We start from the raw sequence: 12,492 nt of genomic DNA, 5'->3' as shown, positions 1-12,492 counted from the left end.
CTTTCAGACCGCGGTAATCAACCAGCAGTTATGGATTTGACGGTTACGGGCAAAGTCCTGAGACAGCGTTTTTTGGCTGATTTCTTGTGCTTTCAGTCCCAGGGCTGCTAAGCCGTCATGATCCATACGGAAGCCGCGTTTGTTGTTCGAGAACATAATGGTGCCGCCTTTGCGCAGCAGGCGCTTCAGGTCGGTCATCAAGCGCAGGTGATCGCGTTGTACATCAAAGCTATCTTCCATACGCTTGGAGTTGGAGAAGGTCGGCGGATCGATAAAGATCAGGTCAAACTGCTCGTCGGTGTCACGCAGCCAGCCCAGCACGTCAGCCTGCATCAGGCGATGCTGACGTCCGGTTAAGCCGTTAAGACGCAGGTTGCGCTCCGCCCACTCCAGATAGGTACGGGACATATCCACCGTGGTGGTGCTGCGCGCGCCGCCCAGACCGGCATGCACGCTGGCGCTGCCGGTATAGGAGAAGAGATTCAGGAAGTCCTTGCCTTTACTCATCTGGCCCAGCATGCGTCGGGCGATACGGTGGTCGAGGAACAGACCGGTATCCAGATAGTCGGTCAGGTTGACCCACAGGCGCGCGTTGTATTCGCCCACTTCGATAAAGTCGCCCTTCTCGCCCATCTTCTGGTACTGATTTTTGCCTTTCTGACGTTCACGCGTTTTCAGCACCAGCTTGTTTGGCGCAATACCCAGCACGGCGATGGTGGCGGCAATGACGTCCAGCATGCGCTGACGCGCTTTTTGCGCATCAATAGTTTTCGGCGGCGCATATTCCTGAATCACCACCCAGTCCGCGTAGCGGTCAACCGCCACGTTGTACTCCGGCAGGTCGGCATCGTACAGGCGATAGCATTCAATGCCCTCCTGCTTCGCCCACTTCTCAAATTTCTTCAGGTTCTTGCGCAGGCGGTTGGCGTAATCTTCCGCCACGCCGGACGGCTTGCTGTCGGCCGCCTTCTCCGCCAGATGGTAGTTTTTCTGCACGCAGTCCAGCGGGCCGTTTTTCGCTTTAAACTGGCGATCGGCGCGCAGCTGCAGGCAGCTCAGCAGTTCCGGCGAGGCGCTGAACAGAGACAGGTTCCAGCCGCCGAAGTGGTCCTTCATATTGCGGCCCAGCAGGCTGTGCAGGGCAATCAGCGCCGGTTCGCTATCGAGACGTTCGCCGTATGGCGGGTTGCTGATGACGGTACCGTACGGGCCTTTTGGCAGCGGGTTGGTCAGGTTCGCCACGTCTTTCACTTCAAAGGTGACCAGCTCGCCGATACCGGCACGGCGGGCGTTGCTGCGCGCACGCTCAATGACGCGAGGGTCGCTATCGGAGCCGTAGAAATGAGAGGTATATTCCGCCAGCCCCTTCCGCGCGCGGGTCTGCGCGTCGTCTTTGACCTCTTTCCAGAGCGCTTCATCGTGCTGCGCCCAGCCCTTGAAGCCCCACTGGCCGCGGTGCAGTCCCGGCGCGCGGTCGGTGGCCAGCATGGCCGCTTCAATCAGCAGGGTACCGGAACCACACATCGGGTCGAGCAGCGGCGTGCCCGGCTGCCAGCCGGAGCGCATCACAATCGCGGCCGCCAGGGTCTCTTTGATGGGTGCCATACCGGTACGATCGCGGTAGCCGCGCAGGTGCAGGCCCGCGCCGCTCAGATCGAGGGAGATACTCGCCGTGTCGCCGTTCAGCCAGACGTTAATACGCAGATCGGGGTTTTCACGATCGACGTTGGGACGTTCCTTATTTTTACGCGTGAAGCAGTCCACAATGGCGTCTTTTACGCGCAGGGCACCGTACTGGCTGTTGCGGATCTCATCGTTCACGCCGTTGAAATGCACCGCAAAGGTGGCATTCGGGGTGAAGATCTCTGTCCAGTCGATCATCTGTACGCCGGTATAGAGATCAAGGTCGCTATAGACCTTGCACTCCTTCATCGGCAGCATGATGCGCGACGCCAGGCGGCTCCACATCAGGCTCTGGTAAATAAGCCGCGTGTCGCCCTCAAAATGGACACCACCCTGAACCACCTGGCACTCTTGCGCGCCCAGGCTTTCCAGTTCAGTTTTTAACAGCTCTTCCAGCCCACGGGCCGTACTGGCAAACAGAGAATTCATATCGTCACTTTTACTCTTAGAAAATTGTCGCGCATTATAGCTAATATGGCGTGTATGTCATAAAGTTGAAGGCTTATTTTCATTCGAGGGAGTGTGCAGTGGCGACGTTATCCAGGCTTTTTATTCATCCGGTGAAATCCATGCGCGGCATCGGCGTCTCTCACGCGCTGGCCGACATGAGCGGATTTGCCTTCGATCGTATTTTTATGGTCACCGAGCCTGACGGTACGTTCATTACCGCACGCCAGTTCCCTCAGATGGTTCGCTTTACCCCTTCCCCGCTTCACGACGGTTTGCACCTTACCGCGCCGGACGGTTCCAGCGCGGTGATTCGCTTTGCTGATTTTGCGCCCGTCGATGCGCCAACGGAAGTGTGGGGTAACCATTTTACCGCGCGCATCGCCCCGGATGAGATTAACCGCTGGCTGAGCGGCTTCTTTTCCCGGGACGTGCAGCTGCGCTGGGTTGGGCCTGAACTGACGCGTCGCGTGAAGCGCCACGACGCCGTTCCTCTCTCCTTCGCCGATGGCTTCCCGTTCCTGCTGACCAACGAAGCCTCGCTGCGTGATTTACAAGGCCGCTGCAAAACCAGCGTTCAGATGGAACAGTTCCGTCCGAACCTGGTGGTGACGGGTGCAGAGGCCTGGGACGAAGATACCTGGAAAGTGATCCGCATTGGCAGCGTCATTTTTGACGTGGTGAAGCCGTGCAGCCGCTGCATTTTCACGACGGTCAGCCCGGAGAAAGGCCAGAAGCACCCTTCCGGCGAACCGTTGAAGACGCTGCAGTCATTCCGCACCGCGCAGGATAACGGTGATGTCGATTTCGGCCAGAACCTGATCCCGCGCTCCAGCGGGGCGATCCGCGTCGGTGATGAGGTAGAAGTGCTCGCCCGTGGGCCAGCAAGGGTGTACGGCTCGGGTCAGGAAGAGGAGTTTGTCGACGTTGAGACAAACGTCGCCGCTGCGGTAGAGATTCACTGGCAGGGCAACGTGATCCGGGGTAATAACCAGCAGGTATTGCTTGAGCAGCTGGAACAAGCAGGGATCCGCATCCCCTATTCCTGTCGCGCAGGAATTTGCGGATGCTGCCGCATCAGGCTGGTGGATGGCGAAGTGAGTGCGTTGAAAAAATCGGCAATTGGAAATGACGGCACAATTATGTGCTGTAGCTGCGTCCCGAAAACGTCCGTACAGCTGGAAGCTTAAACCGCCTGCTCGAGGCTGAAGGCATCCACGCGAAGCTGGGGCTTCAGCCTGTCGTTCATAACCTTAATGGCATCCCCAAGCTGCATTGTCCGCCCGGCAATCGTCACGCCGGGCTGGGCCAGCAAACAGAGCGCGGCATTTTCGCCGGGCTCCACCACCAGCAGGCTCACCTCTTCTGCGGTATCGCTCAGATTGACGCTGGCCGCATCACCCGTTGCTGGGGTCCAGTTCATGCCGTGCGGCAGGAAATGCCAGCTCTTTGGCATTTGCGGTTTCAGGAAACGGATAGCCACCAGCGCATTTAATACCAGCTCGGCACGCTGCTCTTTCGAGAGCACCAGATCGCGACATTTTTCCTCAAAGGAGAAATACAGCGCAGCGTCATCAACGCAAAAGCCTGACGGGGAAAAGGCGTCCGGGGTTAACATTCGGCGGGCAAAACGAGAGCGAAACAACATGCCATTGGCTAAGTCGAGCATCATTCGGTCATGCTCGTCGCAAAAATACCAGCGCCAGTTATCGTCAGGTTTAATTCGCATGTTTCTCTCCCGTCCCCGAAACGTCCTGTACTAAAAATGTCCTGATCGCCGCTTCGTTTATAACACCATTAATAAAAGACTATAATGTCTAAATAAGCAACAGTGACGGAATATAAAACAACCAGGGCTGGAAATAAAGCCCTGGTTGTCTGATTAGGAGAAAAGATCAGATATACGTAACGATTTCTTTAATCAGCGGCGGCCCTTTAAAAATAAAGCCGGAATAGATTTGCACCAGTGACGCACCCGCTGCCATCTTCTCGCGCGCAGCAATCACCGAGTCAATGCCACCGACGCCAATAATCGGCAGACGGCCATTTAATTCCGCAGACAGAGCACGAATAATTTCGGTGCTTTTTAATTGCACAGGACGGCCGCTTAACCCACCCGCTTCGTCACAGTTTTTCATTCCCTGCACGAGGGAGCGATCGAGAGTGGTATTGGTCGCAATTACACCATCAATATTATGACGAACTAAACTGTCGGCAACCTGGATCAATTCTTCGGCAGAAAGATCCGGCGCGATCTTAACCGCGACCGGAACATATTTATGGTGGATCGACTGGAGTTCATTTTGTTTATTTTTAATGGCACTCAGAAGATCGTCCAGCGCCTCACCATATTGTAAGGATCGCAGCCCCGGGGTATTGGGGGAAGAAATATTCACCGCAATATAACCGGCATAGGCGTAGACTTTTTCCATACAAATCAGATAGTCATCTTTACCCTGCTCGACTGGCGTGTCTTTATTTTTGCCGATATTGATGCCCAGAATTCCGTCAAAGTGGGCTTTTTTAACGTTCTCAACGAGATGATCAACACCGTGGTTATTGAAGCCCATGCGGTTGATCAGCCCTTCGGCTTCCACCAGTCGGAACAGGCGCGGCTTGTCATTTCCCGGCTGCGGGCGCGGAGTAACGGTGCCGATTTCAATGGAGCCAAAGCCCATCGCGCCCAGGGCATCAATGCACTCGCCGTTTTTGTCCAGACCGGCCGCCAGACCCAGCGGATTTTTAAAGGTCAGCCCCATGCACTGCACAGGTTTTACCGGCACATGCTGGCGCACCAGCGCGGCCAGAGGCGTTCCGGTAATACGACGTAATTGCTGGAATGTCAATTCATGAGCGCGCTCAGGGTCGAGCTGGAAAAGGGCTTTACGAACGAAGGGGTAGTACATGAACTCTCCTGGATTCCCGGTGTGCAAACCGGGAGGGGATTATGGGCGATCCCGGCGCGAAAGGGAATTGACCTGCGGCAAAAAATCAGCGTAAAACGCAATCGTTTACCTTCCCGTCTATTTCTTATGCACTTTTTCGCATTTTAATTGCAGATAAATCATTTAGTGGAATAAACGCGCGGTGTCACACTCCTTAAAATTGTTATGAATGTTAGATAAAAGCAAACAATTAGTTATAAGGAGGAAGTATGCGCGTCATTACCCTGGCCGGAAGTCCACGATTCCCGTCGCGCTCCAGCGCCCTGCTGGAATATACCCGTGAAAAACTGAATGCTCTGGATGTGGAAGTGTGCCACTGGAACCTGCATAACTTCGAACCTGAAGATTTGCTCTACGCCCGTTTCGACAGCCCAGCCCTGAAAACTCTTATTGAGCAACTTAACGGCGCGGACGGCCTGATCGTGGCAACGCCCATTTATAAAGCCTCTTTTTCCGGGGCGCTAAAAACCCTGCTCGATCTGCTTCCGGAACGCGCGCTGGACGGGAAGGTGGTGCTGCCGCTGGCAACGGGCGGTACGGTTGCCCATTTACTGGCCGTGGATTATGCCCTGAAGCCGGTGCTGAACGCGCTGAAAGCGCAGGAGATCCTCCACGGCGTTTTCGCCGATGACTCACAGGTTATCGACTATCAGCATAAACCCCACTTTACGCCCAACCTGCAAACCCGCCTCGATAACGCTCTGGAAACCTTCTGGCATGCCCTGCATCGCCGGGATATCCAGGCCCCGGCGTTTGGTCAGCCTCAAGGAGTCGCCCATGTTTAAAACCTTAACCCGCATCGGACTGGCCGGTTTGATGGCATTTACCTCGCTGGCCCATGCCGCAGAAACAGCTCCGGAAAGCTTACGTATCGGCTATCAGAAAGGCAGCGTCAGCATGGTGCTGGCAAAAAGCCACCAGCTTCTGGAAAAGCGCTTCCCGGACACCAAATTCTCCTGGGTGGAGTTCCCTGCCGGCCCGCAGATGCTGGAGGCCCTTAACGTAGGCAGTATCGATCTCGGCAGCACGGGCGATATTCCACCGATATTTGCCCAGGCAGCGGGAGCGGACCTCGTCTATGTAGGCGTTGAGCCGCCCAAGCCGAAGGCCGAGGTGATCCTGGTGCCTGAAAACAGCGATATTAAAACCGTCGCCGATCTCAAAGGCCATAAGGTCGCATTCCAGAAAGGTTCCAGCTCACACAACCTGTTGCTGCGTGCCCTGCAAGAGGCCGGGCTCAAGTTCACTGACATTCAGCCCGTTTACCTGACGCCTGCCGACGCGCGCGCCGCGTTCCAGCAGAAGAACGTTGATGCCTGGGCCATCTGGGATCCGTACTACTCCGCCGCATTGCTGCAGGGCGGCGTTCGCGTGCTGAAAGACGGTACCACGCTGAAGCAAACCGGCTCGTTCTATCTGGCCGCGCGCCCTTATGCGGAAAAGAACGGCGCATTTATTCAGGGCGTGCTGGATACCTTTACCCAGGCCGATGCCCTGACTCAGAGCCAGCGTCAGGAGAGCATTGCCCTGCTGGCGAAAACCATGGGCTTACCTGAGCCGGTGATCGCGAGCTATCTCAACCACCGTCCGCCGACCACCATTACGCCCGTTGACGCGCACGTCGCCGCGCTTCAGCAGCAAACAGCCGACCTCTTCTATCAAAACCACCTGGTTCCAAAACAGGTCACTATTCGCGAACGCATCTGGCAACCCGCAGGCAAAGAAGGAGCTAAATCATGAGTCTGAATCTTTTCTGGTTTTTACCCACCCACGGTGATGGACACTATCTTGGCACAGAAGAGGGTTCACGCCCGGTTGACCATGGCTACCTGCAGCAGATTGCACAGGCGGCGGACCGAATCGGTTTCACCGGGGTGCTGATCCCGACCGGACGGTCATGTGAAGATGCGTGGCTGGTCGCCGCGTCGATGATCCCAGTCACCCAGCGTCTGAAGTTCCTGGTCGCGTTACGCCCGAGCGTCGTCTCCCCTACCGTGGCGGCACGTCAGGCGGCAACGCTGGACCGACTGTCCAACGGCCGCGCCCTGTTTAACCTGGTGACGGGCAGCGATCCGCAGGAGCTGGCGGGCGACGGCGTGTTCCTCGACCATACCGAACGCTACGAAGCCTCCGCCGAGTTCACCCGCGTCTGGCGACGCCTGCTGGAAGGGGAAACCGTTACCTTTGAAGGCAAGCATATTCACGTTCGCGACGCGAAGCTCTACTTCCCACCGGTTCAGCAGCCGCGCCCGCCGCTCTATTTTGGTGGGTCGTCGGATGTGGCGCAGGATCTGGCCGCAGAGCAGGTCGATCTCTATCTGACCTGGGGCGAACCGCCTGAACTGGTAAAAGAAAAAATTGCCCAGGTTCGCGCGAAGGCGGCCGCCCATGGCCGCAAGGTGCGCTTCGGTATCCGTCTGCATGTGATTGTGCGCGAGACCAATGAAGAAGCCTGGCAGGCGGCGGACCGCCTGATCTCCCATCTGGATGATGAAACGATCGCCAGAGCCCAGGCCGCATTTGCCAAAACCGACTCCGTCGGGCAGCACCGGATGGCGTCCCTGCACAACGGCAAGCGCGAGAACCTGGAGATCAGCCCGAACCTGTGGGCGGGCGTCGGTCTGGTGCGCGGCGGTGCAGGCACAGCACTGGTCGGCGACGGCCCGACCGTGGCCGCGCGTATCAATGAATACGCCGAACTGGGCATCGACAGCTTTATTCTCTCCGGTTATCCGCATCTGGAAGAGGCGTACAAGGTGGGCGAACTGCTGTTCCCGCACCTGGATGTCGCCATTCCGGAGGTGCCGCAGCCGCAGCGGCTCCAGCTTCAGGGCGAAGCCGTGGCGAACGAATTCATTCCACGCAAAGCCGCACAGAGCTAAGGAGTGACCATGTCTGCCACCTCACAAAAATGGCTGCTGCGCGCCGCGCCGTGGTTTTTACCCGTCGGCATTGTGGCGCTCTGGCAGCTTGCATCGTCTACCGGCTGGCTGTCGAGCCGCATTCTGCCCTCTCCGGAGGGCGTTGTAGAAGCGTTCTGGTCGCTGAGCGTTAGCGGAGAACTGTGGCAGCACCTGGCGATCAGCTCCTGGCGCGCCGTGATCGGGTTTTCCATCGGCGGCAGCATCGGGCTGGTCCTGGGCCTGATCAGCGGCCTTTCACGCTGGGGTGAACGGCTGCTGGATACCTCCATCCAGATGCTGCGTAATGTGCCGCATCTGGCGCTGATCCCGCTGGTCATTTTGTGGTTTGGAATTGATGAGAGTGCCAAGATCTTCCTTGTGGCGCTGGGCACGCTGTTCCCGATTTACATCAATACCTGGCACGGCATCCGCAATATCGATCGCGGTCTGGTGGAGATGGCGCGCAGCTATGGCTTATCGGGTTTTTCCCTCTTTATTCATGTGATTCTGCCGGGTGCCCTGCCCTCCATTATGGTCGGCGTGCGTTTTGCGCTCGGCCTGATGTGGCTGACGCTGATTGTGGCGGAAACCATCTCAGCTAACTCCGGGATTGGCTACCTGGCGATGAACGCCCGTGAATTCCTGCAAACGGACGTGGTGGTGGTTGCCATTATTATTTATGCCCTGCTCGGCAAACTCGCTGACGTCAGCGCCCAGTGGCTGGAGCGCAGCTGGCTGCGCTGGAACCCGGCCTATACCCTTCAGGAGGCGAAAGCATGAATACGGCACGACTGAATCAGGGGACCCCGTTACTGCTGAACGGCGTCACCAAACGCTACGGCGAAAACACCATTCTTAACGGGCTGGATCTGCATATTCCCGCCGGACAGTTTGTGGCCGTTGTCGGGCGCAGCGGCGGCGGCAAGAGTACGCTGCTACGGCTGCTGGCCGGACTGGAAGCCCCCAATGGTGGCGACATTCTGGCAGGGACAACGCCGCTTGCGAATATCCAGGACGATACCCGCATGATGTTCCAGGACGCGCGGCTGCTGCCGTGGAAAACGGTTATCGACAATGTCGGGCTCGGCCTTAAGGGTAGCTGGCGGGATGAAGCCCGCCAGGCGCTGGCCGCCGTTGGGCTGGAAAATCGAGCCGATGAGTGGCCTGCTGCCCTTTCGGGTGGACAGAAGCAGCGCGTGGCGCTGGCGCGGGCGTTAATTCACCGTCCGGGCCTGCTGTTGCTCGATGAACCGCTGGGCGCGCTCGACGCCCTGACGCGAATCGAAATGCAGGATTTGATTGGATCCCTCTGGCAGGCGCACGGCTTTACGGTACTGCTGGTGACGCATGACGTGAGTGAAGCCGTCGCAATGGCCGACCGGGTGCTGTTAATAGAGGACGGGAAAATCGGTCTGGATCTGACGGTGGATCTTCCGCGGCCTCGTCGCGTGGGTTCGGCAAGACTGGCGGAGCTGGAGGCTGAGGTATTGGATCGGGTGATGAAGCGGGGGGAAACGGAGTTGCGGCGAGTTAAGGCTAATGTCTGATCCCCTCACTCCGGCCCTCTCCCACGGGGAGAGGGAGAAAACACTAAAAACGGCAACCGAGGTTGCCGTTTTGCGTTTACCTGCCCACCGGGCTTTTTTTCTACATCACGCTAAGGCTTTAGCAATCTTCTCGTACAGATCGCCAGACAGGTTTTCCAGCCCTTTCAGCTGCTCAAGCGCGGCACGCATCTTCGCCTGACGCTTCGCATCGTAGCGTTTCAGACGAATCAGCGGCTCAATCAGACGCGACGCCACCTGCGGGTTACGGCTGTTCAGCTCGGTCAGCATTTCCACCATGAACTGATAACCGCTGCCGTCTTCGGCGTGGAACGCGGCCGGGTTGCTGCTGGCAAACGCGCCAATCAGCGAACGCACGCGGTTTGGGTTGCTCAGGGTAAAGGAGCGATGCTTCAGCAGGCTGCGCACGTTGCTGAGCGCATCGGCCGCCGGGCTGGTCGCCTGCAGGATGAACCACTTGTCCATCACCAAGCCATCCTGATGCCACTTGTCGTCGTACTCCTGCATCAGCGCATCGCGGCATGGCAGTTCGGCGGCAACGCTTGCGCCCAGCGCGGCCAGCGCGTCGGTCATGTTATCCGCTTCGTGATACTGCTTGCTCACCAGGGTGTTCGCCAGCTCGGTTTCACCAAACGCCAGATAGCGCAGGCAGGTGTTGCGCAGAGAACGTTTACCGATGTCCGCGTGCTCAACGCGATAAGCGTCAAGCTTGTTGGCGTTATAAATGGCGAGGAACTCGTCCGCCAGCTCAGCAGCCAGCGTACGGGTCAGCGCTTCACGCACCGCCACGATCGCGATCGGATCGATAATCTCGAACAACTCCGCGATTTCCGTTGCTGATGGCAGAGTCAGAATTTCAGCGGCGAGCGCCGGGTCAATCTTCTCATCCAGCAGGACCGCGCGGAACGCGTCAGCGACGTGAACGGGCAGCGACAGCGGCTGGCCCTGCTGATGACGGTTTACGTTGAGCTTGATGTAGGTCGCTAGCAGGCTTTGTGCGGCATCCCAGCGGGAGAAGTCGTTACGCGCGTGACGCATCAGGAACGTCAGTTGCTGATCGCTCCACTTGTACTCCAGCTTCACCGGCGCGGAGAATTCACACAGCAGCGCAGGCACCGGCTGGAAATAGACGTTATCGAAGATAAAGGTCTGCTCGGCCTGGGTCACGTTCAGCACGTGGTGTACCGGGTGACCGCCCTTCTGCAGTGGAATGACTTTGCCTTCGTTATCGTACAGCTCAATGCTGAACGGAATATGCAGCGGGTATTTCTCTTCCTGCTCTGCCGTCGGCGGCGTGCGCTGGCTGATGGTCAGGGTGTACTGCTCGGTTTCTGGATTGTAATCGTCTTTGACGGTAACAATCGGCGTACCGGCCTGGCTGTACCAGCGGCGGAAGTGGGAAAGATCGACATTAGAGGCATCTTCCATTGCCTGCACAAAATCGTCGCAGGTGGCCGCGCTGCCGTCATGACGCTCGAAGTAGAGCTGCATCCCTTTCTGGAAGTTCTCTTCACCCAGCAGAGTGTGGATCATGCGGATAATTTCAGCGCCTTTCTCATACACCGTCAGGGTGTAGAAGTTGTTCATTTCGATGACTTTATCCGGACGGATCGGATGCGCCATTGGGCTGGCATCTTCCGCAAACTGCAGGCCGCGCATGGTACGCACGTTGTTGATGCGGTTCACCGCGCGTGACCCCAGATCGGAGCTGAACTCCTGGTCACGGAAGACGGTCAGGCCCTCTTTCAGGCTCAGCTGGAACCAGTCGCGGCAGGTGACGCGGTTACCGGTCCAGTTGTGGAAATATTCGTGGCCGATGACGCGTTCGATATCGAGATAATCTTTATCGGTGGCGGTATCGGTGCGCGCCAGCACGTATTTGGAGTTAAAGACGTTCAGGCCTTTGTTTTCCATTGCGCCCATGTTGAAGAAATCAACGGCGACGATCATATAGATGTCGAGGTCATATTCGAGGCCGAAGCGCTCTTCGTCCCACTTCATGGAGTTGATGAGCGAGGTCATCGCCCACGGCGCGCGGTCCAGGTTACCACGGTCAACAAACAGCTCCAGCGCCACCTCGCGGCCTGAGCGCGTTTTGAAGGTGTCGCGCAGCACGTCGAAATCGCCCGCCACCAGCGCAAACAGGTAGCACGGTTTCGGGAAGGGATCCTGCCACTGAACCCAGTGACGGCCATTCTCCAGCTCGCCTTCACCTACGCGGTTGCCGTTGGAGAGCAGGAAGGGATACAGGGTTTTATCGGCGATGATCTTGGTGGTGAAGCGCGCCAGGACATCCGGACGGTCGAGATACCAGGTAATATGGCGGAACCCTTCCGCTTCACACTGGGTACACAGCGCCACGCCAGACTGGTACAGCCCTTCCAGCGCGGTATTGGCGGCCGGGCTGATTTCATTCACGATGCGCAGCGTAAACTGATCCGGCAGGTTGTCGATGACCAGCTGGTTGTTTTCTTCTTTATAGTCCGACCAGGCTTCATCATTAATATGCAGGGAGACCAGCGTCAGGTCTTCGCCATCCAGACGCAGCGGCACGGCAGTTGCGCTGTGGCGCGTCACCTGACTCACCGCCGTGACAACGGTTTTAGTGGCATCCAGGTCAAAAGTCAGATCGATTTCGCTAATCAGATAATCCGGCGCACGGTAGTCGTGGCGGTATTTGGCTTGTGGCTGTTGTGTCATAGAAAACCTTATGCATCGTTTGTCGAGTAACGTTTCAATATATTCCTGTTGCGCAAAACGCGCTATGCAGAATGTTCATCTTTTCAGGGTCAACACCTTTTTTTGCTACATTTGTATAACACGGGGCACAAAATGCCCTCGACCATAAAACGCGCTTATGTTGTGATCGGGGTTCAATAAATCACTAAACAAGGTATACTCCGGAGTTGTTTATTGTACTAAACGCTCCTGTGAGAGGATGCTACTGCG

The 12,492-nt window shown here is 57.2% G+C and carries 10 protein-coding genes; 6 read left to right on the top strand and 4 right to left on the bottom strand.

What is annotated here, in order from left to right:
* Positions 1 to 3: 3 nt before the first annotated feature.
* On the bottom strand, positions 4 to 2,112 hold the full coding sequence (rlmKL, locus tag KGP25_RS08090; RefSeq protein WP_021240859.1) for a bifunctional 23S rRNA (guanine(2069)-N(7))-methyltransferase RlmK/23S rRNA (guanine(2445)-N(2))-methyltransferase RlmL: 2,109 nt from the start codon (positions 2,110 to 2,112) through the stop codon (positions 4 to 6).
* A 98-nt stretch (positions 2,113 to 2,210) separates the two neighbouring features.
* Between rlmKL and KGP25_RS08085 the strand changes: the two genes are divergently transcribed.
* A complete protein-coding gene (locus KGP25_RS08085; RefSeq protein ID WP_223540229.1) occupies positions 2,211 to 3,320 on the top strand; it encodes a YcbX family protein in 1,110 nt (369 codons plus the stop codon).
* On the opposite strand, the gene zapC is transcribed toward KGP25_RS08085, so the two are convergent.
* Together zapC and pyrD are read right to left on the bottom strand one after the other, a co-directional pair.
* Positions 3,317 to 3,859, bottom strand: coding sequence for a cell division protein ZapC (gene zapC / locus KGP25_RS08080; protein ID WP_032651189.1), 543 nt, complete (start codon positions 3,857 to 3,859; stop codon positions 3,317 to 3,319). The two genes, KGP25_RS08085 and zapC, sit on opposite strands and share 4 nt — an antisense overlap.
* A gap of 166 nt (positions 3,860 to 4,025) precedes the next feature.
* On the bottom strand, positions 4,026 to 5,036 hold the full coding sequence (gene pyrD / locus KGP25_RS08075; protein WP_126534796.1) for a quinone-dependent dihydroorotate dehydrogenase: 1,011 nt from the start codon (positions 5,034 to 5,036) through the stop codon (positions 4,026 to 4,028).
* A gap of 248 nt (positions 5,037 to 5,284) precedes the next feature.
* On the opposite strand from pyrD, the gene ssuE reads away from it, so the two are divergent.
* Genes ssuE through ssuB form a run of 5 tightly spaced genes read left to right on the top strand, consistent with a single transcriptional unit; the run spans position 5,285 to position 9,525 of the window.
* Positions 5,285 to 5,860 carry an NADPH-dependent FMN reductase gene (ssuE, locus tag KGP25_RS08070; RefSeq protein ID WP_223540228.1) on the top strand — a complete coding sequence of 192 codons (576 nt, stop codon included), beginning with the start codon at positions 5,285 to 5,287 and terminating at the stop codon, positions 5,858 to 5,860.
* Entirely contained in the window at positions 5,853 to 6,815 is a 963-nt protein-coding gene (locus tag KGP25_RS08065) for a sulfonate ABC transporter substrate-binding protein (protein WP_126534797.1), read from the top strand. Before ssuE ends, KGP25_RS08065 begins: the two co-directional genes overlap by 8 nt.
* A complete protein-coding gene (gene ssuD, locus KGP25_RS08060; RefSeq protein ID WP_045908372.1) occupies positions 6,812 to 7,957 on the top strand; it encodes an FMNH2-dependent alkanesulfonate monooxygenase in 1,146 nt (381 codons plus the stop codon). The genes KGP25_RS08065 and ssuD overlap by 4 nt, the downstream gene beginning before the upstream one ends.
* A 9-nt stretch (positions 7,958 to 7,966) precedes the next feature.
* Positions 7,967 to 8,758 (top strand): aliphatic sulfonate ABC transporter permease SsuC, encoded by a 792-nt coding sequence (gene ssuC / locus KGP25_RS08055; RefSeq protein WP_223540227.1) that lies wholly within the window; start codon positions 7,967 to 7,969, stop codon positions 8,756 to 8,758.
* On the top strand, positions 8,755 to 9,525 hold the full coding sequence (gene ssuB, locus KGP25_RS08050) for an aliphatic sulfonates ABC transporter ATP-binding protein (RefSeq protein ID WP_196346080.1): 771 nt from the start codon (positions 8,755 to 8,757) through the stop codon (positions 9,523 to 9,525). Before ssuC ends, ssuB begins: the two co-directional genes overlap by 4 nt.
* Positions 9,526 to 9,630: 105 nt before the next feature.
* On the opposite strand, the gene pepN is transcribed toward ssuB, so the two are convergent.
* Complete coding sequence (gene pepN / locus KGP25_RS08045; protein WP_196346079.1) at positions 9,631 to 12,243, bottom strand: aminopeptidase N; 2,613 nt, start codon at positions 12,241 to 12,243, stop codon at positions 9,631 to 9,633.
* Positions 12,244 to 12,492: the final 249 nt, after the last annotated feature.

The organism is Enterobacter sp. JBIWA003, from assembly GCF_019968825.1.
In the GTDB taxonomy this organism is placed as follows: domain Bacteria; phylum Pseudomonadota; class Gammaproteobacteria; order Enterobacterales; family Enterobacteriaceae; genus Enterobacter; species Enterobacter quasiroggenkampii.
The sequence above is the reverse complement of the archived record's forward strand: the minus strand, read 5'-3'. Positions and strand labels throughout refer to the sequence as shown.